The organism is Pleomorphomonas oryzae DSM 16300, assembly GCF_000422965.1.
Taxonomy (GTDB): Bacteria; Pseudomonadota; Alphaproteobacteria; order Rhizobiales; family Pleomorphomonadaceae; genus Pleomorphomonas; species Pleomorphomonas oryzae.
This window is the reverse complement of record NZ_AUHB01000010.1, coordinates 46394-68667: the sequence shown is the minus strand read 5'-3', so window position 1 is coordinate 68667 and position 22274 is coordinate 46394. Positions and strand designations below refer to the sequence as shown.

Annotated in this window: 21 protein-coding genes; 9 read left to right on the top strand and 12 right to left on the bottom strand. The window is 64.3% G+C overall.

Going from position 1 to position 22274, the window contains the following annotated elements:
* The first annotated feature begins 1 nt into the window (after position 1).
* From G522_RS0116535 to G522_RS0116525, 3 genes are read left to right on the top strand one after another with little or no spacing between them, the layout of a single operon-like run.
* The gene (locus tag G522_RS0116535; RefSeq protein ID WP_026791999.1) at positions 2–772 is read left to right on the top strand and encodes an amino acid ABC transporter ATP-binding protein; all 771 of its coding nucleotides are present in this window, start codon (positions 2–4) and stop codon (positions 770–772) included.
* Positions 773–784: 12 nt separating this feature from the next.
* Entirely contained in the window at positions 785–1174 is a 390-nt protein-coding gene (locus G522_RS0116530; protein WP_026791998.1) for a RidA family protein, read from the top strand.
* A 59-nt stretch (positions 1175–1233) separates the two neighbouring features.
* Positions 1234–2022 (top strand): IclR family transcriptional regulator, encoded by a 789-nt coding sequence (locus tag G522_RS0116525; protein WP_026791997.1) that lies wholly within the window; start codon positions 1234–1236, stop codon positions 2020–2022.
* Positions 2023–2029: 7 nt separating this feature from the next.
* Here the strand turns inward: G522_RS0116525 and G522_RS27260 are convergent, their stop codons facing one another.
* The 4 genes from G522_RS27260 to G522_RS0116505 all read right to left on the bottom strand — a co-directional run bounded on the left by G522_RS27260 (position 2030) and on the right by G522_RS0116505 (position 7778).
* The gene (locus tag G522_RS27260) at positions 2030–4582 is read right to left on the bottom strand and encodes a glycoside hydrolase family 31 protein (protein WP_156886961.1); all 2553 of its coding nucleotides are present in this window, start codon (positions 4580–4582) and stop codon (positions 2030–2032) included.
* Between the two features lie 50 nt (positions 4583–4632).
* A complete protein-coding gene (locus G522_RS0116515) occupies positions 4633–5451 on the bottom strand; it encodes a carbohydrate ABC transporter permease (protein ID WP_026791996.1) in 819 nt (272 codons plus the stop codon).
* An 11-nt stretch (positions 5452–5462) separates the two neighbouring features.
* Positions 5463–6341 carry a carbohydrate ABC transporter permease gene (locus tag G522_RS0116510; RefSeq protein WP_026791995.1) on the bottom strand — a complete coding sequence of 293 codons (879 nt, stop codon included), beginning with the start codon at positions 6339–6341 and terminating at the stop codon, positions 5463–5465.
* A 150-nt stretch (positions 6342–6491) separates the two neighbouring features.
* Complete coding sequence (locus G522_RS0116505) at positions 6492–7778, bottom strand: ABC transporter substrate-binding protein (protein WP_051228710.1); 1287 nt, start codon at positions 7776–7778, stop codon at positions 6492–6494.
* A 328-nt stretch (positions 7779–8106) separates the two neighbouring features.
* Between G522_RS0116505 and G522_RS0116500 the strand changes: the two genes are divergently transcribed.
* Positions 8107–9144 carry a LacI family DNA-binding transcriptional regulator gene (locus G522_RS0116500; protein WP_026791993.1) on the top strand — a complete coding sequence of 346 codons (1038 nt, stop codon included), beginning with the start codon at positions 8107–8109 and terminating at the stop codon, positions 9142–9144.
* A gap of 10 nt (positions 9145–9154) precedes the next feature.
* Here the strand turns inward: G522_RS0116500 and G522_RS0116495 are convergent, their stop codons facing one another.
* Positions 9155–9493 (bottom strand): DUF1330 domain-containing protein, encoded by a 339-nt coding sequence (locus G522_RS0116495; protein WP_026791992.1) that lies wholly within the window; start codon positions 9491–9493, stop codon positions 9155–9157.
* 234 nt (positions 9494–9727) lie between these two features.
* Between G522_RS0116495 and G522_RS0116490 the strand changes: the two genes are divergently transcribed.
* Together G522_RS0116490 and G522_RS0116485 are read left to right on the top strand one after the other, a co-directional pair.
* Positions 9728–10087, top strand: a complete 360-nt coding sequence (locus G522_RS0116490; protein WP_026791991.1) for a nuclear transport factor 2 family protein — start codon at positions 9728–9730, stop codon at positions 10085–10087.
* Between the two features lie 10 nt (positions 10088–10097).
* Positions 10098–10910: a helix-turn-helix domain-containing protein gene (locus G522_RS0116485; RefSeq protein ID WP_026791990.1), complete on the top strand. Its 813-nt coding sequence runs from the start codon at positions 10098–10100 to the stop codon at positions 10908–10910.
* Between the two features lie 427 nt (positions 10911–11337).
* On the opposite strand, the gene G522_RS0116480 is transcribed toward G522_RS0116485, so the two are convergent.
* The 3 genes from G522_RS0116480 to G522_RS0116470 all read right to left on the bottom strand — a co-directional run bounded on the left by G522_RS0116480 (position 11338) and on the right by G522_RS0116470 (position 14461).
* Positions 11338–12228, bottom strand: a complete 891-nt coding sequence (locus G522_RS0116480) for a LysR family transcriptional regulator (protein WP_026791989.1) — start codon at positions 12226–12228, stop codon at positions 11338–11340.
* 278 nt (positions 12229–12506) lie between these two features.
* Positions 12507–13469 carry a thioredoxin-disulfide reductase gene (gene trxB / locus G522_RS0116475; protein WP_026791988.1) on the bottom strand — a complete coding sequence of 321 codons (963 nt, stop codon included), beginning with the start codon at positions 13467–13469 and terminating at the stop codon, positions 12507–12509.
* 254 nt (positions 13470–13723) lie between these two features.
* On the bottom strand, positions 13724–14461 hold the full coding sequence (locus G522_RS0116470; protein WP_026791987.1) for an alpha/beta hydrolase: 738 nt from the start codon (positions 14459–14461) through the stop codon (positions 13724–13726).
* A gap of 393 nt (positions 14462–14854) precedes the next feature.
* On the opposite strand from G522_RS0116470, the gene G522_RS0116465 reads away from it, so the two are divergent.
* Positions 14855–15316: an Lrp/AsnC family transcriptional regulator gene (locus tag G522_RS0116465; protein WP_026791986.1), complete on the top strand. Its 462-nt coding sequence runs from the start codon at positions 14855–14857 to the stop codon at positions 15314–15316.
* Positions 15317–15511: 195 nt separating this feature from the next.
* Positions 15512–17326 (top strand): ABC transporter ATP-binding protein, encoded by a 1815-nt coding sequence (locus G522_RS27255; RefSeq protein ID WP_084633229.1) that lies wholly within the window; start codon positions 15512–15514, stop codon positions 17324–17326.
* On the opposite strand, the gene G522_RS27250 is transcribed toward G522_RS27255, so the two are convergent.
* From G522_RS27250 to G522_RS29085, 3 genes are read right to left on the bottom strand one after another with little or no spacing between them, the layout of a single operon-like run.
* Positions 17327–18292 (bottom strand): mitochondrial fission ELM1 family protein, encoded by a 966-nt coding sequence (locus tag G522_RS27250; protein ID WP_036839717.1) that lies wholly within the window; start codon positions 18290–18292, stop codon positions 17327–17329. It lies immediately after the preceding gene.
* Positions 18289–19440, bottom strand: coding sequence for a glycosyltransferase family 4 protein (locus G522_RS27245; RefSeq protein ID WP_036839714.1), 1152 nt, complete (start codon positions 19438–19440; stop codon positions 18289–18291). Before G522_RS27245 ends, G522_RS27250 begins: the two co-directional genes overlap by 4 nt.
* A 6-nt stretch (positions 19441–19446) precedes the next feature.
* The gene (locus G522_RS29085) at positions 19447–20550 is read right to left on the bottom strand and encodes a glycosyltransferase family 4 protein (protein ID WP_281168495.1); all 1104 of its coding nucleotides are present in this window, start codon (positions 20548–20550) and stop codon (positions 19447–19449) included.
* Between the two features lie 163 nt (positions 20551–20713).
* On the opposite strand from G522_RS29085, the gene G522_RS0116440 reads away from it, so the two are divergent.
* Complete coding sequence (locus G522_RS0116440; RefSeq protein ID WP_026791985.1) at positions 20714–21499, top strand: glycosyltransferase family 2 protein; 786 nt, start codon at positions 20714–20716, stop codon at positions 21497–21499.
* Between the two features lie 39 nt (positions 21500–21538).
* Here the strand turns inward: G522_RS0116440 and G522_RS27235 are convergent, their stop codons facing one another.
* Positions 21539–22228, bottom strand: coding sequence for a class I SAM-dependent methyltransferase (locus G522_RS27235; RefSeq protein WP_051228708.1), 690 nt, complete (start codon positions 22226–22228; stop codon positions 21539–21541).
* Positions 22229–22274: the final 46 nt, after the last annotated feature.

Sequence of the window (22274 nt, the reverse complement as noted above, 5' to 3'; positions counted from 1 at the left end):
CATGGCCAAGACACTCCTCGAAATCGCGGGATTGCGGAAGACCTACGGCGCGGTGGAGGTGCTGAAGGGCATCGACTGCGCGGTGCATGAGGGCGAGGTGATCGCCATCATCGGTTCGTCCGGCTCGGGCAAGACCACCCTGCTGCGCTGTATCAACATGCTGGAAGACTTTCAGGACGGCACGATCCGCCTTGATGGTGAGGAGATCGGCTATCACGTCGAAGGTTCGACGCGCCGACGCAAGAGCGAGAAGGACATTGCCCGCCAGCGGGCGCTGACCGGCATGGCCTTCCAGCAGTTCAACCTGTTTCCGCACATGACCGCCGCCCAGAACGTCATGCTCGGCCTCGTCAAGGTGAAGCGGCTGCCGAAGGGCGAGGCGCATGCCATCGCCCTGAAATGGCTCGACCGGGTCGGCCTGGGCGACCGGGCCAACCACTATCCCGGTCAGCTTTCCGGCGGCCAGCAGCAGCGGGTGGCGATCGCCAGGGCCATCGCCATGAATCCGCGCCTGATGCTGTTCGACGAGGTGACGTCGGCGCTCGACCCGGAACTGGTCGGCGAGGTGCTGCAGGTCATCAAGGATCTGGCCGCCGAAGGCATGACCATGTTGCTGGTCACCCATGAAATGCGTTTCGCCTATGAGGTGGCGTCCCGGGTCATCTTCATGAACAAGGGCGTCATCGGCGAAGAGGGCAACCCCAGGGAAATGTTCGTCGCGCCCAAAACGGAGCGGTTGGCGGAATTCCTCAAGACCTCCAGTTTCAATTGAAAGAGAGTGATCATGACCATCAAGCGTTACGGCACCGGCAGCACCGGTGCGGGCGGACAGCCCCTTCCTTTCGCCCGGGCTGTCGAAGCCGATGGCTGGCTCTACGTCTCCGGACAGGTGGCAATGGAGAACGGTGAAATCGTCAAGGGTGGCATCGTCTCCGAAAGCCGCAAGGCCATCGAAAATCTGATCGCCATCCTGAAGGAGGCCGGCTATGGCGTTGAAGACGTTGTGCGTGTCGGCGTGTGGCTGGACGACCCGCGCGACTTCTGGAGCTTCAACGGCGTCTACGCCGAGTATTTCGGCGCCAACCCGCCGGCCCGCGCTTGCGTCCAATCGCCGATGATGGTCGATTGCAAAGTCGAGGTTGAGTGCGTCGCCTATCGCGCCGACCGTAAATAACCTGGGATACTGCGCCACCTCCCGCACCGGAGGTGGGCAGCTTCGATTTGAGGGACGAGATGGCCGATACCGCCGAGGCCATGACAATGAAACGCGCGCGCGGACTCGATCGCGCCTTCGATATTCTCGAATTCCTGCGCGTCAAACGCCAGCCGATGCGGCCCAACGAGATCGCTTCGGAGATCGATGCGCCGCGCTCATCGGTCTACGAACTGGTCAATCTCTTGGTTCGGCACGGCATGCTGGATTACCAGGGCGGTGACGGGCGGGTGTTTCTCGGGCGCAAACTGTATTTTCTCGGCGCCGCCTATGCCGAACAGTTCGACTTCATGCGCGAATGCGATCGAGCGCTGGTGCACCTCGCTGAGGAGACGCGCGAGACGGCGCAGATGTGCCTGCTCGAGGGCAACAAATACACCGTGGCGATGATGCGCGAGAGCGCCCGCCCGTTCCGCATATCCTCGAGCATCGGCGAACTGGTGCCCATTCCCTGGACCGCATCGGGCCGCCTCTTGGTATCGCATCTCAGCGATCAGCAAATTCTCGACCTGATCCCGCCGGAGGACTTTATCCTGCCCAACGGCCGGCCGCTCGATCCGGCCGTGTTCATCGCCGAGGTCAGGCAGGCCGCTCTCGATGGCCACTTCACCTTCAACAGCATGGTGGACACCTACACCCACTGCTTTGCCGCCCCCATCCATCAGGCCGACGGCGCCTGCATTGCCACCTTGTGTCTCGTGGCCCCCAAGGAGGACGGTTTGCGCAACCGCGCCGCCTACATCGATGCTTTGACGCGGGCGTGCCAGGAGATTTCCGAAAGGCTGGGCGTTCATCCGGAAGGGCGTTGAGGCAGGTTCATCGGCAGATGACCGAGAGGACGCTGCCGTTATAGGTGACGGAGAGCCTGGTCGCCGGCGTCATCGGCGATAGGCCGGGGCCGACGCGATGGATCGTCAGATGGCGCTTGCCGGGCATGCCGGGGTAGGCGCCCCGACACTTGCCGATCGTGAGCGTACTCTTGGCGTCGTCCCAGGCGAAGGAGATGCGGGCGCATTCGCCGCGCTGGTAGCCAAGGCTGAGGCCGTCGTCCTCGTAGAGCTCGAAGCTGCCGTCTCGGCCGGGGAAGACGTAGATCTCCAGCCTGTCCTGCACCATGCCGGCGGTCGATTGCCTGACAGTGCCGAGCGGCAGGATGCTGCCGGCCCGCGCATGCAGCGGGATGCGGTCGAGCGGGCTCGGGACGTTGTGAATGCGGCCGCCGGTCCGGTGTTCGCCGGTCCAGATATCGAACCAGCCGCCTTCGGTTTCGGGCAGATAGACCGGCCAGCTGTCCACGCCGGCCGCCAGCACCGGGGCGACATGCAGCGCCCCGCCGAACATGTAGCTGTGGACCTCGTCGAGCGCGCAGGGATCGCTGGCAAAGTCGAATACCAGCGGCCGCATCATGGGAAGGCCGGCCTCCGCCACCTCGGCGGCCGTCGCGTAAATATAGGGCAGCAGGCGATAACGCAGTTCGAGATAGGCTCTTGAGACGGCCTCCACCTTGTCGCCGTAGCGCCAGAACTCGGTGTCGGTCTCGAAGCCGTGGACGCGCTGCATCGGCAGGAAGGTGGCAAACTGGAACCACCTGAGGAACCGCTCGCGATAGGCTTCGTCGTCATATTGGCCGGGGCCGGGGCGGAAGAAGCCGCCGGCGTCTACCGTCCAGTAGGCATAGCCTGATGCCGCCATGTTGAGGCCGGCGGCGATCTGGTTGCCGAGCGTCGCCCAGTCGTTGCCGACATCGCCGGACCAGGTGAAGGCGGGATAGCGCTGCTGGCCCAGGAAGGCGCTGCGGGTCAGGATCAAGGCGCGGGTGTCGGGCAGGGCGGCCTGCCAGGAATCGGATACGGCGCGGGTGACCTGGAGAGGATAGGCGAGTTGGACATGCTCGCCGCGTCCGGCGGCGGTCATGCGGCCGGCGAGATCGTCGTTCTCCGGCTCCGTGGCGTCCTGCCACCAGGCGTCGATGCCGAAGCGCCGGAGACGGGTTTCCTGCTCGGCGGCATAGAAGGCGGCAGCGTCGGGGTTGAAGAAGTCGACCCAGTCGGTGCCCTCGATGAAATAGCTGCGACGGCTAAACTCCTGGCCGAGCTCCGAGGACGGATCGATGCGCGCCCACACTGACAGCATGAAGCGGGCATCGCGCCGGTGCACCTCGTCGACCAGCCGCTTGGGATCGGGGTAGTGCGCCTCGTCGAAGCGCATGGCATTCCAGCCGTGCGAGCCCCAGTATTGCCAGTCCTGCACGATGACATCGAGCGGCAGCTCGCGGCGGCGGAACTCGTCGAGCGTGTCGATGATCTCGGTGGAGGAATGGAAGCGTTCGCGGCAATGAACATAGCCGAAGGCCCAGACCGGCAGCATCGGCGTCGCGCCGAGGAGCTCGCGGTAGCCGCCCATCACCTCGGCGGCGCTGGGGCCGGCGATCACCACATAGTCGATGGCGTCGGTGACCGGCGACCGCCAGACCGTGCGATCGGTGACCGGGCCGTAGTGCAGGACCGGTTCGTCGGTTTCGTTGGCTTCGACGCGCACCAGATGGCGGCCGGGCGTGAGGTCGGCAAAGAAGCTGGTGGTCGGCGGGAGCCAGAAGTTGTCGTGATCGGCAAGGGTCTGGCCGTCGATCTCGACCCGGTAGCGGGTGCCCATCTTTTTGCCGATGTCGAGCAGCATGGCCTGCCGGCCGCCGGTGGTGATCTGGATCTCACCCTCGAAGACGGCCATGCGTCGCTCGACGTCGGCGCCGCCCGAGGAGGTGGTGACCGTTGCGGTCTGCGCCTTGCCGACGGCGCGCTTCATAAGGGCGATGCGATGTGGCGGCGGATTGAGTTCGCTCTGGCCACGATGGTGCCAGATCAGCCCGTAGCCTTTGCTGGACAACAGGAAGGGCAGGCTGATCTGGGTGTTGACCTGGGTGAGCCGGCGCGGCAGGCCGCGCAGATCGAGCGCGCCATCCTGAAAGCAGCCGGTGCCGTAGAGGTGCTCGTCGGGCGGGCAGGCGAAGGCCTGCTTGGCGACGTGGACCGTTTCGCCGCCGAGCTTGTCCGGCGCCAGCCGCCGTCCTGCTTCGATCTCGCTGAGCAGCAGCGTGCCGTCCGATCCAAAGAAGCGCAGGCGACCGGTGGCCTCCGTCACTTCGCAGGTGAGATGCGGCAGCGTGAGGTGGGTGGTTCCACTGCCCGCGCTGACGGACGCGGCGACAGCCGGCAGATCGTCCACCAGGATCCGGCTTTCGGGCATCGTCCCGTCATGCCCACTGGGTGCGAAGCGGACCCGGAAGGCCCGGTCGCTCAGCGCTGCGACGGACAGCACGCCGCCGGCATAGGCCTTGGTGAAGTCCGGCTTGGAAAGAGTGCGTGTGGTCATGATGCCCGAAATCTTGATGGGTGGTTGAAGATGCTCGATGGTCATGGCGGTCAGCCCTTGACCGAGCCGCTGGTCATGCCGGCGATGATGAAGCGCTGGCCCATGAGATAGATGATGATGACCGGGACGATGGTGAGCAGGATGTCGGCGGAGACCAGGTTCCAGCTGCTCTGGTACTGGCCGAAGAAATTGTAGACGGCGAGCGTCATCGGCCAGTTGGAGCTGCTGTTGAGGTAGTAGAGCGGCATCATGAAGTCGTTCCAGATATTGAGGAAATTCAGAATGCCGGCGGTGACGAGCACCGGTTTCAGGAGCGGCAGGATCACCAGGAAGAACAGCTGTCGCGGCCGGCAGCCGTCGATGATCGCCGCTTCGTCGAGCTCGCGCGGGATGGTGTCGACGAAGCCGTAGATCAGGAAGATCGAGAAGGGCACCTGCAAGGCGGCGTAGAGGATGATGATGCCGATCTTGGTGTTGATGAGGTGGGTGACCTGCATCATCGTCGTCAGTGTGAAGAAGTTGATCGGCAGGGCTATGCCCATGATCAGGAAGAGATACAGGAAGCGGTTGAACCGCGTCCGGTGGCGCGACATGACGAAGGCCGCCATGGCCGATACCAGCGTGGCGAGGACGGTGGCCGAGGTGGCATAAAGCAGGCTGTTGAAGAAGCTCTGGAGCAGCTTGCCCTTCTCGATGGCGATCAGAAAGTTCTCGAAATGCAGCTCGGTCGGCAGATCGACGCTCATCGTGCTCGCCTCGGGCGTGGATTTGAGCGCGTTGATGGTGATGAGATAAACCGGCAGCAGCATGATCAGGCTGGCGACAAAGGCGGCGAGATGGGCGGCGGTGGCGCGCAAGTTCTTGGGCATCGCTTGGCTCCTCACTCGCGATCCGACTGGCGTTCCATCACCCGGATCACCAGGTAGCCGGTGACCACCAGGATCAGGAACAGAATGCTGGAAATGGCGGTGCCGAGCCCGAACTGGCCTTTGGAGAAGGCCTTGAAGATCTCGGTCGACAGCACCTCGGTGGCGTAACCAGGTCCGCCGTTGGTCAGTGCGTAGACGATGTCGAACACTCTGAGACCGTAGAGGACGTTGAGCACGGTGACGATCATCAGCGCCGGCATCAGCATGGGCAGGGTGATGAAGCGGAACTTGGCCCAGGCGCTGGCGCCGTCGATGGAGGCGGCCTCATAGAGATCCTTGGGGATGGTCTGCAGGCCGGCCAGCAGGATGACCATGATGTAACCGATGCCCTTCCAGCTATCGACGCCGATCACCGAATAAAGCGCGATGCGCGGGTCGGTCAGCCAGGGGAGCGCCAGCGCATCGAGGCCGATGCCGCGCAGCGCGCTGTTCAGAAGGCCCGAGGCCGGATCGAGGATCGAGCGGAAGATCAGGGCGACGACCAGCGTCGGCAGGATCACCGGCAGATAGATCAGCACGCGATAGCCGTTGACGAACCAGCGGACGCCCTGGTTGAGCAGAAGCGCCAGCGCCAGGCCGAACACCGTCTTGATGATGATCGTCCAGAAGGTGAAGAGCAGCGTGTTGCCGATGAAGGACAGGTAGTTCTCATCCGGCGACAGGATGGTGCGGAAATTGTCGAGGCCGACGAACTCGACCTCGTCGGAATAGCCGCTCCAGTCGGTGAAGGAATAGGCGATACCGCTGAGGCTCGGAATGATGAAGAACGTCACGTAAAGGACGAGCGCCGCGAGGACGAAATAAAACGGGTAGGACCTGTGCGATTTCATTGCGATTTCCGTCGCTCGCAGTCGCCCCCGGCCAGGGAGTCGATGCTCCGAGGCCGGGGGTGGACGCTGATCTCCGAGGGCGCAATTCCTGCCGTAAAGTCGCAGCCACTTCTGCTGGAATTGCGCCGGCCGAGGCGAAGCAGGGAGGAGCTACTTCTTCCAGGCGGGATCCCTGGCGGCCTTGGCGAGATCGGCACGACGCTTGTCGATGTTGGCGAGCACCTTGTCCGGCCCCATCGAGCCAGTGAACATGGCGGTCAGGTCGGCGCCGAGGTCCATCCACTGCGGGTTCACATAGGCGACGGCGGTCTGATAGACGGTGCCGCGCGCGTCCTTGTGGCTGTCGAACAGCGCCTGCACGTCGGGGCTGAACTTGCTCTTGGCACCGTCGAAGGGCAGCGTCATGGCGGTCGGCGTGTTGTCGATGAAATAGTCGACGTTTTCCGGCTCGGCGAGGAAGGCCAGATATTGCTTGGCTGCGTCGACATGGGCCGAACCCGAATAGATGAAGTGGGTGGGGCCGGCCGGGTTGATGTTGACCTGCTGGTTGTCGGCGAGCGGCATCAGGAACACGCCGATATCGGAGGCCTTCATATCGGGATAGTCGTGCTCGACCAGCGAGCCGAAGCCGGTGTTGGCGAGCACCATGCCCACCTTGCCGCTGGCCATCGCCTTGGAGGCGCCGGTGTAGACGTCGGCGAGGGCGTTCTTGCCCATGTAGCCGAGGTCGAACATCTCTTTGAGCTCGGTGACGGCCGAGAGCATGGTGGGATTGCCGGCGAAGGTCGCCTTGTTGGCGTTGAGCGCATCGGCAAGGCCCGGCGTCACCTGTTCAAAGCGCGGCCCCAGCTCCGGGAACCACAGCACGTGGTGCCAGCCGTCGGCGACCGGCTCGTAGATCGGCTGGACGCCGTTATCGAGCAGCTTCTGACAGGCGGCCTTGAACTCGGCATAGGTCTTGGGTTCGCTGAGGCCGTATTGGGCGAACAGCTTCTTGTTGTAGCTGATCACCCAGGTGTTGCCGAGCACGTCCCAATAGGTGAGGCCGTAGAGCTTGCCTCCCAGGGTGGACTGGGCAGCGACCAGCTTGTCTTCCTTGGTCGCCCAAGGCTCGTTCGTCAGATCGACGGCGTTCTTCTCGACGTTGTACTGCAGCTTGAGATCGGTGACGCCGCTCTGGCCGCCGAACAGGTCGGGGCCTTCGCCCGAGTTCAGCTTGGTCTGAAGAACGTTGAAATACTGGCCCGACGGCAGGATCTGGAAATCGATGGCGATCCCGGTCTTTTCCTCGAACTTCTTGGCGAGCGTCTGCTCGGCGTCCTTCACCCAGTCCTGGCTCGCCATGTAGGTGAGCGTCACCTTGTCCGCCGCGAAGCTGGCGCTGCCGGTCAGGGCGAACACCAGGCACGAGACGCCGGCCAGGGCCAGCCTATGCATCGCGCCCCTTGCGGTCGATGTCGTGTTGCACGTCGCTGTCATCGAATCCTCCCTTGTTGTCCGTCCCTCAGGCGCCGCCCTCACGCGGCGGTTCCGGCCCGCAAATCTCACCCATCGCATTTCGGGCAGGCCCACCGCCGACATCTCCCATGATCGGCGGTTTTCTGCGATTGTAAGCGCTTACAATCACTGTGCTGATCTCTCGCCTGCCGTCCGTTTCATCCTCGCCGGACAGACTTGAGATCGTGGCCATGTTAATGTAAGCGCTTACAATGCTAAGTTCGCAGCGCCCGATCTGTCAATGGGGTGATGAACGGTTGGAGGATCCATGAGGGGAATCGCCCGTCTGGCCCGAGAGCTCGGGGTGTCCACGGCGACCGTGTCCCGCGCGCTCAACGGCAATCCCAACGTCAATGCCGAGACGCGGCAGAAGGTATTGGAAACAGCGCAACGCCTTGGATATGCGGCGAACCAGGCGGCGCGCTCGCTTGCCCAGGGGGTGACCCATTCCGTCGGCCTGATGATCGAGCTCGACCAGGAAAGCACCTCCAGCACCGATTATTTCTTCATGGGAGTGGTGGAGGGCATGCAGGGCGTCCTCGCCGCCCACGGCCTCGACCTCCTGGTGCTGCCCTGCGCCAAGAGCCAGGACAATTTCACCTATCTCCAGCGCTTCGTGTCGCGCGGCGCCGTGGACGGCATGATCCTCGCCGAAACCCGGCGCATCGACCGGCGCATCGACTTCCTGCAAGCGTCGGGCATTCCCTTCGTCACGCTGGGCCGCAGCGACAGCGGCAGCGGCTATTCATGGATCGACCTCGACTTCGAAGCGGTGATGGCCACCGCCGTCGATCGCCTGGTGCGGCAGGGCCACCGGCGCATTGCGCTGACGGTGCCCAACAACGACGCCAATTACGGGGCAATTTTCGCCGAGGCCTACCGGGACAATCTCGTCCGGCACGGCCTCACGGTCGATGAAACGCTGGTGTTCCCGACCCGCCGCCGCGAGGACGACGGCGACAGCGTGGTCGACGGCCTTCTCGATCGGCCCGACCCGGCCACGGCGATCATCCTGTTCTACGAGGTGACGGCCATCGGCATCTACCGGCGTCTCGCGGAGCGTGGCCTCAAGCCCGGCCGGGATCTGTCGATCATCGGGTTGCGCGGCGAGGACTCGGTTCGTTTCCTGACGCCGCAGGTCACCTGCTTCCACCTGTCGCTGCAGGACCTCGGCATGGCCGCGGCCCGCGCCATGCTGGCGCAGATCCCCATGACGGCGTCGGATGTGTCGTCAGGCGTCGTGCAGTGCCGGGTGCCCTTGTCGCTGGTACCGGGCGAGAGCGACGGGCCGGCGCCAGGGGGCTAGGTCAGGAGCGCTAGGTCAGGACAACGGGATAGGACAGGATATCCGTCGCCTTGTGGTCGGCATCGACGCCTTCGATCAGGATGGCGACGCCTGACGAATGGCCCGTCCTGAGCGGCAGGATCTCGCGATAGGCGGGCGAGTCGTACCAGGCCCGCGCTGCCGAAAGGCTCGGAAAGGCGATGACGATCAGGTCATCAGGCCATCTGCCTTCCAGCTCGATCTTCGGACCGCCGTGAATGATGAACCTGCCCTCGAAGGGGGCGAGTGTCGCGTCGATGCGTGTGAGGTAGGCCACGATCTCCGGGCCCATCTTCACGTCGGTCAGCCGTGCCACTGCGAAGGCGGTCATGAGCTCTCTCCATCCGTTGCCGATCAAGGCGTCGCGTGGGGTTGCTGCGACGTCGGACTAGCCTCGGCCGGATGGGCGGCGCGCTCAATTACCTCCGACGTAATTGAGACGATGTCCGGGAGCCGCCAGTCTTGGCCTTGCGAACGACGCAGCAGAGCAACTCCGGCAAAAGCCCTCGCGGTTTGCGTCGGGCGTTGCCCGCAAACCCAGTAACCGACATTGTTGGAGGCCATAATGACCCATGCAGCTGAAGTGGCGGCCCGTTATATTGCCGTCTGGAACGAGAGGGACCCGTCGCGGCGAAAGGCGCTGCTGGCCGAAAGCTGGACCGAGGATGCCGAATACGTCGATCCCATGATGGGCGGCAAAGGGGCTGGCGAGATCGGCGCCTTGATCGGTGCGGTGCACGAGCGGTTTCCCGGCTTCCGCTTTGCCTTGTCCGGCGGCGCCGACGGCTATGGCGACCGGGTGCGCTTCTCCTGGTCACTTGGACCGGAGAGCGACCCTGACATGATCATCGGGACGGACTTCGTCCTTCTCGAGGGCCAGCGGATCAAGGCGGTGGTGGGGTTCCTGGACAAGGTTCCGGTTTAAGGAGAGGGCGATGGAGGGAGCTGTCCCCAAGGCGAGCGACTTTCTGCGCAGCTGGCGGCAGCGGCGGCGGCTCAGTCAGCTCGATTGTGCGCTGGAGGCCAATATCTCGCAACGGCACCTGAGCTTCATGGAAAGCGGCCGCGCGGCCCCCAGCCGGGACATGCTCCTTCATCTCGCCGAATGCCTGGACATCCCGTTGCGCGAGCGCAACGCCGCGCTTCTCGCGGCGGGATTTGCCCCGGTCTATCCGGAACGCCGCCTGGAGGATCCGGCGATGGGCGGTGCCCGCGAGGCGATCGACAGGCTGCTGAGGGGGCACGAGCCCTTTCCGGCGCTGGCCATCGACCGACACTGGAATCTCGTCGCAGCCAACGCCGCCGTGGCGCCGCTGCTCACTGATGTCGAAGACCAGCAGTTGCTCGCCGCCCCCATCAACGTGCTGCGGCTCAGCCTTCACCCAGGCGGGTTGGCGCCGCAGATCGTCAACCTCGGAGAATGGCGGGGCCATCTCCTCGACCGGCTGCGGCGGCAGATCGCCACCACGCAGGACGCGTTGCTGATCAGGCTGCTGGCGGAACTGATGGACTACCCCACGGCCACGCCGCATCAGGACATGCCGTCCGAGCAGGCCGCCGTCCTGGTACCCTTGCGCTTGAAAACACCGCGCGGCGAGCTGTCGCTCATCTCGACGACCACCGTGTTCGGCACGCCACGCGATATTCTGCTTTCGGAAATGGCCATCGAAGCGTTCTTTCCGGCCGACGCGGCAACCCGCAGCATTCTGGAAAGGGCACTTGAGGGAACGGGAGGCGCCATCAACTGAGACAGGTCTCGATTGGGCAAAAAAAAGCCGGGCGTGAGCCCGGCTATTAAGTTTTGGAATGCGGTTCGCAGGGACGACCCGCACCTTCCAGAGGGGAACAGCTGAAGATTCGCTTTCGTCGGGAGGATGACGAGGGAACCAACACATCAGCTGAGGTCTATATGCACCCCTCACCGGTGCAAAACAAGCAGGCAATCTGCAAATCTGCTATGCAATATCCCGGTTATTTTGCCCAAACCGTAACATCATCGTGAAGTGTTTACCGTTCATCGGTGTTTTCCGTTAAGGGAAAACGCGAGTCTTGCGCGGAGCGCACAACGATACGTTGGATGTGTTGACGGCTAATACCGAGGTATTAGAGCTCCGGACCGGAAAGTGGAATCCAGTCTCGGAAAACCCCATTGCATCGGTCGGAACGGACAGCGGCCTAATAGGACCAGCGCTGAGCCTTCGAGACCAGGAAGTCGCGGAAGGCGTGGACGCGCGCCGAGTTCCGGAGTTCGTCGGGGTAGACGAAATAGGTGTCGTAGGACAGCAGGTCGACCTCGGGGATCAGCTGCTGCAGCCCGGAATCCTCCTCGACGATATAGTCGGGGAGAAGGGCGATGCCGACGCCGCGCTGCACCGAATGCTTGATGGCGACGAGGTTGTTGACCCTCAAGGCCGGCAGGCGCGGATTGTCATAGGGCCGACCGACGCTCTCCAGCCAGTTCATGTCGCGCAGGTAGTTGGGCGCGGCAACGCCGAAGGTGATGATCCGGTGCTGGTCCAGTTCCTCGATGGTCTTGGGGCTGCCGAAGCGCTTGATGTAGGCCGGCGAGGCGAACAGGTGGAAGTGCACCGTGAATAGCTTGCGCTGAATGAGGTCGGGCTGCGTCGGCTGGCGCAGGCGAATGGCGACGTCGGCCTGCCGCATGGCAAGGTCGAGCTCGTCGTCGTTGAGGATCAGCTGCAGCTGGACGTCGGGGTAGAGATCGACGAACTCGTCGACGCGCGAGGTCAGCCATGTCGAGCCGATGCCGACGGTGGTGGTGACCCGCAGCGAGCCGGAGGGGCGTTCGCGGCTGTCGGTCAGCCGGCCCTGCACGTCTTCCAGCTTCAGGAGCACGTCATGGGCGGCGCGGTAGAGCAGCTCGCCCTGTTCGGTGAGGATGAGGCCGCGGGCGTGGCGGTGGAACAGCGGCACGCCGAGATCCTGCTCAAGCGCGCTGACCTGACGGCTGACGGCGGACTGGCTCATGTTCAGGCTGTCGCCGGCATGGGTGAAGCTCCCGGCGTGGGCGGCGGCGTGGAATATTCTGAGCTTGTCCCAATCCATCGCGTCCCCCTTTGCCGCCCCCATATTGCTCAGGCCGCAGTCGGCCATCGCTCTCTCGTCGAGGCGAGAGCCAGTCTTCTACGGGACCGGCTTCGCCGCTTCTTTGTTCTGTCTCATTCGCTTGTCCGAAAAATTGGGCAACTTTTCGGACAGGCTCGTCATTTCTTCCTAGGACGTCCAGTTATCCGAACAATGTGAAAATTGTTCGGAGGACGGCTCTACGTTCGACGCTTCCTCGCTCCGGCGCAAGCCTTGAATTGCGTCGCTCCGCCAGTTGCTTACGCAACCTTGGTATCAGTTTCCAACGCGCCGATGTAGCGCTCGGCCTCCAGCGCCGCCATGCAGCCCATGCCGGCCGCCGTTACCGCCTGGCGGAAATGCTCGTCGGTGACGTCGCCGGCGGCAAAGACGCCGGGCACCGAGGTGGCCGTCGAATCGGGCGCCGTCCAGATATAGCCCGACGACTTCATCCGAACCTGACCGGTGAACAGCGAGGTGGCCGGCGCGTGGCCGATGGCGACGAACACGCCGTCGGTGGCGACATCCCGCAGCTCGCCCGTGACGACGTTCCTGAGGCGGACGCCGGTGACGGACGGCGGAAAGCCCTCCTTGCCCAGCACTTCGTCAACAACGCTGTTCCAGATCACTTCGATCTTCGGGTGGTTGAACAGGCGGTTCTGCATCACCCGCTCGGCGCGGAAAGCTTCACGGCGGTGAACGACGACAACCTTGTCGGCGTGATGGGTGAGGTAGAGCGCTTCCTCGACGGCGGTGTTGCCGCCGCCGACCACCACCACATGCTTGCCGCGATAGAAGAAGCCGTCGCAGGTGGCGCAGGCCGACACGCCGAAGCCCTGGAACTTATGCTCCGACGGCAGGCCGAGCCAGCGCGCCTGGGCGCCGGTGGCGATGATCAGCGCGTCGGTGGAATAGGTGTCGCCGGAATCGCAGGTGAGCTGGAACGGTCGTTTGCTGAGGTCGACCGAGGTGACGATGTCGGAGACGAGGCGTGTGCCCATATGCTCGGCCTGACTGCGCATCTGCTCCATCAGCCAGGGACCCTGGATGGCGTCGGCATAGCCGGGGTAGTTCTCGACATCGGTGGTGATGGTCAGCTGGCCGCCCTGCTGCAGGCCGGCGATCAGGATCGGCTCCAGCATGGCACGGGCGGCGTAAATGGCGGCGGTGTAGCCGGCCGGGCCGGAACCGATGATCAGGGCCTTGGTATGGGTATGCGTCATGCTCGTCTCGTTGCGTTCGCCGGCCGCGATGGTCTCGGCTGGGCGCCGCCGGCGGCGCCTGGAATCGATTGGATGGTAGGTGTCCGGCAGTGCGGTTTCAAGGCGGCGCGGCCTCGGTGGGCTCCGGCGCGCGTCGTCTTCCCCTGCCGAGTGGCCTTTGTGTCGGCCGACAGGCTTATAATATGTGATCGTGCCACCGAAAGATGCTTTCGCCGTGGCGACCGAAACTCACCGATCGACGGGCCGGCGGCGCCTTACCTGTTCAGCCTGAGTTCGCCGATCCAAGCCTTGGGATCAATAAAATCGAGATGCCCCAGGCCGGGCTTCTCGGTGATGACAATGCTGTTCGTCTCGCCGACCATGGCCTTGAACCGCCGGGCGCCATCGGGCGGAACGTGCTGGTCGGCCGCCCCGTTGATGAAATGGATGGGCAGCGCCTTGTAGCGGTCGGCGTGGTGCAACGGCTCCAGGGCGTCAAAAAACAGTTTTGCCTTGGGATCCGGCTCGCCCTGGTCGACCAATTCACCTGTCTTGATATCTTGCATTCCAGGACGTTGCCAGTCCGGCGTGGCAACCACCGCGTTGACGCTCACGACTTTATCGACGAGAGGAGCCGCCGCCACCGCGACGTCGCCGCCCATGGAAAGGCCGGTGAGATGCAAGCCGAGATCGGACCCGAATCTCTGCCTTGCCCAGGCCACCACACGCGGGACGTCCAACGTGGTTTCGCCGAGGATCGTCCACATTTCGCGCCGAAAATTGGCAAACACCCGCCGGGTCAGGGCCTCTCGATCCTCGTTGCCGCGCTCGCCGTGCTGGTAGGCGTCGAGGACGATGCCGACAAGGCCGAGAGAGGTCGCTCGATCCACCATCGGCGCAGCCGCCTCCTTGGTCTGGCCGAAGGCTGGAATATGGATCAGCAGTCCGGCTGGCGAGGCAGGCGCCGACCAGACCAGCGGAATGCCGTCGACCAATTCATGGGAAAGGCTCATGGCGTGCCTCCTTGCGTGTCGGCCTCGGACCTTGAACGCGCGTCTTCAGAACATGGTTCCTGATCGCCCGCCGTCAACCCGACGCCTGGCTGGCCATGGCGAAGTGGGAAGACCAGCGGCTCGCCTTGATAATACCAATTCGCGAAGATGCTGGCGCATCCGCTCATTGAGACCATTGCCGATTTCTCATCTGCGTCAGAGGCATGAGAATCGGCAAAAGGAATACCAAGATCATTTTCAATGCCTCTTGGTATAATAAGTGTTCGTGCTACGGAAATATGCTTTCGCCACGGCGACCGGAACGGTATGTTCCCGGCCGTATCGAGAGGTTCGACCGAGGTGAGTCACCCGTCGACAAGCGTCCGCTTTGGGCGGCTCTCCGGAGGATGCAACATGAAGGCCCGTCTTGACGCCATCGACTGGAAAATCCTGCGCGAATTGCAGGCTGATGGGCGGATGACCAATGTGGAGCTGGCCAGCCGCGTCGGCATTTCGGCGCCGCCCTGCCTCAGGCGGGTGCGGGCGCTGGAGGAAGCCGGCGTCATCCAGGGCTATCGGGCGCTGATCGACGAGAAGACGCTCGGCTTCGATGTGACGCTGTTCGCCTTCATCTCGCTCGCCTCGCAGTCGGAAGCGGAAATTCTCGCCTTCGAGGCGCGGGTGAAGAACTGGCCGCTGGTGCGAGAAAGCTGGATGCAGTCGGGCGAGATCGACTTCATCCTGAAATGCGTCGCCCCCGACCTCAAGACCTGTCAGAATTTCGTGATCGAGCAGCTGACAGCGACGCCCAACGTCGGCCAGGTGCGCACCAGTCTGACGCTCCGGCAAGTCAAGAACGAGCCGGTGATCGTCTGAATATCGGCCTTTGGCGCCAGGATCGCAGCCTTTTGCGCCCTGAAGTAAGCGTTCGTCGCGCTGTTGACAGACGCCGCCGGGCGTAGCATTTCCCTGCGGTCTGTTTTTAGGCGGCCTTTTGTGCGAAAAGTCGCGCAAATTTTCGGACCGCTGCTTATCTGTCGCTTGGGCCGGCGGACCGGTCGGACGTGGAGTATGCATTTGAACTTCCTGAAGGGCCGGCTCGACGGTTTCATCGGAACGGAAGAGAAGCTCGGGCCGCTGGTACGGCTGTTCCGCGCCAATTTCCGCCCCTACGCCTGGCGCTACGCCTATGCGATCGCGATGATGCTCATCGCCTCGGCAGCCACGGCCGGCAGCGTCTATATCCTCAAGGACATCGTCAACAAGATCTTCATCGAGAAGAGCCAGGGGCTGGTGTTCACCATCGCCGGCCTGATCATCGGCATCTATCTCGTCAAGGGCTTTGCCACCTATTTCTCCTCGGTTACGCTGACCAAGATCGGCAACAGCATGGTCGCCCAACTGCAACGGCAGCTCTATGGGGCGGTGTTGAAGCAGGATATCGCCTTCTTTCAGCAGCATGCCCTCGGCGACATCATGGTGCGCATTTCACAGAACGCCGGGGCGGCCCGATCGGCGATCGACCTGATCGTGATGAGCCTTGGCCGCGACCTGTTCACCCTGGTGTCGCTGGTCAGCGTCATGGTGTGGCAAAACCCGGTGATGTCGCTGCTGTCGCTGGTGATCGCTCCCCCGGCCGTCATTGGCATCACCCACCTCCTCAGGAAGGTGCGCGCCGCGGCGCGCAAGGAGGTGATGACCTCGGCCCAGATCGTCACCATCGTGCAGGAGAGCGTCCAGGGCATCCGCGTCGTCAAGTCCTTCGGCCTCGAGGATCGGTTGCGCCGGAGTTTTAACACGGCTACGACCAACTCGGAGCGGCTTGCCAATCGCATGGCCACGCTGGGCGCCCGTTCCAGCCCGCTGATGGAAACCCTGGGCGGTTTTGCCATTGCTTTCGTGGTGCTGTTCGGCGGCTATCAGATCGTCCACTACAACGCCGATCCCGGCTCCTTCTTCTCCTTCATCGCCGCGCTGATCATGGCCTACGAGCCGGCGAAACGGCTGGCTCGCTTCAACCTCGACCTCGAGAGATCGCTGGTCGGCGTGCGCATGATGTATGAGGTGCTGGACCTGGTGCCGGAGTTGCAGTCGGCCCCGGACGCCGTGGAGGCCAATTTCGAGAGCGCCACCGTCACCTTCGACAATATCGATTTCGCCTATGGCGAGGCGCCGGTGCTCCGGAAACTCAACCTGACCGCGCCGAAGAACTCGGTGGTGGCGCTGGTCGGCCCGTCGGGCGCCGGCAAATCGACGGTGTTCGCGCTGGTCGAGCGTTTCTACGACCCGAAGGCCGGCTCCATTCTGATCAACGGCACCGACATCCGCCGCTTCACGGTCGAGTCGCTGCGCCGCCACGTGGCGCTCGTCACTCAAGACACCTTCCTGTTCGATGGCACAGTGGCCGCCAATATCGCCGACGGCCGGCCGGAGGCCACGCGCGCCGAAATCGAGGAAGCGGCACGCGACGCCAACGCCTATGACTTCATCATGGCAATGCCCGGCGGTTTCGAGGCACGGGTGGGCGAGGGGGGCGGCAATCTCTCTGGCGGCCAGCGCCAGCGCCTCGCCATTGCGCGCGCCATCCTCCGCAAGGCGCCTATCCTGCTGCTCGACGAAGCGACCTCGGCGCTCGACGCCCAGGCCGAGCGCGACATCCAGGAAGCGCTGGGACGGCTGATGAAGGGGCGGACGACCTTCGTCATCGCCCACCGCCTCGCCACCGTGCGCGACGCCGACATCATCTACGTGATGGACAAGGGCGAGGTGGTGCAGTCCGGCACGCACCACGAACTGATGGCCGAAGGCGGGCTTTATGCCCATCTCCGCGCCTTGCAGTTCAAGGACGAGAAGCCCGCTCACGTCACCGAGGCGGCGGCGAGCTGATCAGCCGCCGCGGCTGAGCTTTCTCCAAAACGTGAGCACGGCATCCGCAACCGCGGCCGTCGAGTTGATCGGCGGGTAGGTGCCGGCCGCCGGCGCGTCGGAAAAGCTGCCGACGCGCGCCTCCTGGCTGAGAAGACCGATGAAGGTGGTGATCTTCGGATGGCCGCCCGAGGGGTGGAAGATCTGGATCGGCCGGCCGGTGGAGGCCGCTTCGCCGATCATGTTGGTGGAATCGGCGGTGACGATCAGTTCGTCGGCCAGCGCCATGTAGGCGGCAAGCGGGTTGGCGCCCTGGCCGTCCCAGAAGACGACGCGATCGTTCTGATCGGCGAGCGAGCGGAGCGCCGTGGCAAGCGCCGGCGGTGTACGCCTGGAGGCGGTGATCATCAGCGCGGCGCCATCGGCAATGCGCTGCTCAAGCCCTCCGATGAACCGGGTGATGTCCTCGGGCGTGAATTGGTGATGGCGGCTGTTGCCGCCCACCAGTACGGCGAGGCGCGGCTGCGGCAGGGCGGCGAGGTCGGCTGGCGGGGCGGCGCGGATGGCATCGAGCCGGAAGGGCGAGAGGCGATTGGGTGCCGTCGTCACCACCTTCACCCCGGGGCCGCGCAGCTTGTCGTGCGCCTGCACCACCACCAGGTCGGCGCCATGACGGCTGGTGCGCGGGTCCTTGAAAAGCACGGTGCAGGTGGCGGGCGAGACGCGCTTCAGATGTCTCAGATAGGCGACGGCGCGGCGCCCGGTGGCAAGGCAGATGTCAGGGTAGGGCGGGGCGAGCGACGAGCCGGATTGGCTCGGCCTGTCGCGCCAGTCGATGGGACCCCAAGGCATCAGCCAAGCAAAGGGCTTGCGTGGATGGACACGGCGGAAGTCCGGCGTGACGCCCATTGCCTCGGCGATGCCGGCGAGCGGCTGCTCGTCGCCGGCCTTGCCGTCGGTGAGGATCCAGACCGACGGTTCCGTCATGGCGTCTCGTCCATCAGGCGGCGATAGGCGGAGAACTCCTGTTCCAGCATGCGCGCCGTGGTGTAATTCTCCAGCACGAAGGCGCGGCCGGCTTTCCCGATCTCCTTGAGCCGATCGGGAGAGGATAGCGCCTCCCGAATGGCGGCCGCCATGGCCTCGGCATCGCCGGGCGTCACCAGCCAGCCGGTGCGGCCCGGCAGCACGGTTTCGCGGCTGCCGCCGTGGTCGGTGGCGATGACAGGCGTTTCCATCGCTTCCGCTTCGATGGCGGCGCGGCCGAAGGCCTCCGGCCGCGTCGAGGCGGAAAAGGCCAGATCGGCGGCGGCAAGCAGCACCGGTACGTCGCGCCGGCTGCCGGCGAGAACGACCCGCTCGGACAGGCCGTGACCGTCGATGCGCGTCTTGAGGTCGGCGATCACGCCGTCGCTGCCGCTGCCCACCAGCACCAGGCGCCAGGGGCGGTCGGCAAGGCGCGCCAACGCATCGACCAGCACGGCGTGGCCTTTCCAACTGGTGACGCGGCCGACCATGATCAGCATCGGTTCGTCGGCACCGATGCCGAATTCGCGACGGACGGCGGCCCGCTGTTCGCCGGAGATGTGGGCCGGATCGAACAGCTCCGGCTCGATACCGCGCGCCGCCACAATGATGCGGTCCTTGGGAAAGCCGTAGACGGTTTCGATGTGATCGCGAATGAATTCCGAATTGGCGACCACCAGCGGGCCGGCCAGCATGACTCGGTTGTAGAGCCGCTTCAGTGCGTTGCCATGGCCATAGACGCCGTGAAAGGTGGTGAGGAAGCGGCAGGGGCGGTGGGCGAGGCGGATGGCCAGCCAGCCGGCCCAGGCGGGCGCCCGGCTGCGGGCATGCAGGATGTCGATCGCCTCGCGGTCGATCACTCGGGCCACCGCGAAGGCGTTTCTGATCATGGCGATGGGCGACTTGCGACCGACGGGAATGGTCACATGCCGGGCGCCGCCGGCCTCGACGGCTGCCACCAGATCGCCGCCGCCGCTGGCCACGAAGTTGATGATGCCCTGCTCGTGGAGATAGCCGACCATCTCCACGGTAGAGCGCTCCACCCCGCCGTCGCCGAGCGCGGGAAGAAGCTGCAGGATGCGGGGGGAGACGTGAACCGGGCTGAGCATGCTGTCTTATAGGCCGGTCGTTACAGGCAAATCCATGGCATTCGGCACCGATGCAGGCAGGTATTCTCCGACCTTCCGAGCCCAGACTTGCGAGCGGGCATGGCTTTCGGCCGCCGCGCCGAGGCGCGCCCGGAGGTCGCTGTCGGTCAGCAGCCGTTCCAGGGCCTCGGCGACCATCTCGCCGTTGGCGCCATCGCAGAGCAAGCCGGTTTCGCCGTCGATGATCGCGTCGGCCGCGCCGCCATCGGTGCCGCCCAGGGCGGGTTTGCCGTACCAGCCTGCTTCCAGGTAGACGATGCCGAAGCCTTCGACCGACGCCCCCTCGCGCCGGCTCGGCATGGCGAACACGTCGCAGAAGGTCAGAAGCGCCGCCTTTTCCCGTTCGTCGACCCGCCCAAGAAAGTGGATGTTACGGGCGACCGGCGACGAACGGGCCATATCTTCGAGGCGCTTCCGGTCGGGGCCGTCGCCGGCGATCAGCAGCCGAGCGCTCGCCAGGGACGGTCGCATCGTCATGGCTTCGATCAGCCGGTCGATGCCCTTGCGCGGCTCCAGGCGGCAGAGGGAGGCGATGGTGGGACCGGTACCGAACCTTGCCTCGAGCTCGGCGACGGCGGCCGGATCGGCAGCCGGCTGCGGTTGGACAGGCGGCGTCACCACCGACAGGCGCCGGGCATCGACATAGGGTGCTGCGAGCGACGCCGTGTAATGGGAGTTGGCGACCACCCGTGTCGCCTTGGCCAGCGCTGCACGGATGCGCGCAGCCTTGGCCTCGGTGGGCTTGGGCGGAAACTCCATGCCGTGGGCGAGGCAGATGACGGGCTGGCCGGACGGCTGAAAGCGCTCGAGGCTTTTCCAACTGTCGGCGAATACCACGTCGACTTTGCCCCTGCGGGTGATGCGCTCGGCGACCCTGGCTTTCCACCAGCGCCGGAACGGCTTGAAGCCGATGTAACGGCGGACTTGATAGCCGGGCCTTGCCGCCGAGGGATCGGCCTTGCCGTCGGCCAGCACCACAAGCTCGGCCCCCGACGCGACGATCGCCTCGGCCAGCCCGCCCATCATGTTCTCGATCCCCCCGAGTTTCGGAGGAAAACATTGCGTCAGCATCAAGTGCATCGCGGACTCCTCGGCAGGGCGATTGTGATGTCCATTTCACTTACCCCATTGAGCTTTCGGAAAAAAGCGCCGCTCGTCCCCGTCAACCGGCCTGTTCCGCCGGCCTCCCGCGCATGGTAGGACAGGGGAGGTGCTGTTTGCCGAGGGAACCTCCATGTCGCCACTGCCGCTTTCCGTCTTCATGATCTGCAAGGACGAGGCAGATCGGCTGGAACTGGTGCTGGAAGCTCTCCGCGAACTGACCGACGATCTGGTCGTCGTCGACAGCGGCTCGACGGACGGCAGCCTCGATATCGCCCGCCGTTATACCGACAGGGTTTATCATCGCGACTGGACCGGCTTCGGCGAGCAGAAGGTCTATGCCGAGGGCCTCTGCCGGCACGACTGGGTGCTCAACCTTGATGCCGACGAAGTCCTGCTCGACGAGGTGAAGGCTTCGATCCGCGCGGTCTTCGCGGAGCCGGAAGCGGCGCGTGCCGCCGCCTATTCGCTGCGCATCCGGCATGTGAGCCGCTTGGCGTCGAGCCTTCAGCCGGGCCTTTTCAACCCGACCAACGTCACGCCGCGCCTCTACGACCGGCGGCGGGCCGGCTTCAAGTCGAGCGCCGTCCACGACAAGGTGGAGATCCGCGACGGCAGCAAGCCGGTGGTCCTGAAGGGCGACGTCTCGCACATCTCCATGAAATCCTTCGCCCACATGTGGGACAAGATCCGCAGCTACAGCGAACTGTCGGCGCGCGACTGGGTCGCGAAAGGCCGCAACCCCGGGATCGCCACGCTGGTCCTCGATCCCATCTGGTTTTTCGTGAAGAACTACTTCCTCCGCCGCCTGTTCGCGGTCGGCGCCGAAGGCTTCGTCATCGCCGTCAGCCTCAGCGCCGGTCGGGCGCTCCGGATCGCCATGACCTGGGAGGAACGGCGGCGGCTGAAGCTTCGGTGAGCGAAAGCAGCCGTCGATCGGGCATGCGATTTGCCGGTCTCAAGCCGGCCCGGCTTTGCGGGCTATGGCGATATAGTTCAGAGGAAATCCCGCCTTCGTATATCTGAACTCGCTGTCGCTGGCTTCCAGCTGCCGGGTCAACAATCTCAGAAGCGGCCTCAGAACAGTAATCAGTGTAACGACGATCCAGGCGTGCCGCGTGCCCCCCAAGGCCTTGGGCGACCGAGGAATGTTGTTCAACATCCTCTTCAGATGGTAGGCCGCGGTGCAGGCAAATCCTTCCATGCCATGGAGGTCCAGCACTTCGAAGCCGGCCTTGGCGAGGAGATATCGGACGCCGAATTGTGTATAGCGGTAGAAGTCGTAGGGCACCTCATGCTCGTCCGAGCAAAGCGGGGCGCTGTAGAAAATCCTGCAGCCCTCCTTGCCGATCCTGTGGAACTCCCTCAGGACGTCGCCCGGTTCCCTGAGGTGCTCCATCACCTGGGTGAAGACGATGGCGTCATACGTAGCGTCCGGAACCGGGATGGCCGTGAGATCGCAGACGTAGGTGCTCTTGGCATAGGGCTTGTCGACCTGTTCGAAATCGGCCGCTTCGTAGGTGTGGCGCTCGAACAGGCCCTTGTAGCGCTGGTCGCCGGCGCCGGCATCCAGAACGCGGCTGTCCGGCGGCAGGGATGCGGCGAATGCGGCCAGCTCATGGGCCAGCCATTTTCTCGATGACTTCACGGATCGGCTCCCCCCGAAGCGTCACATAAAGCCACATTCAGAAACG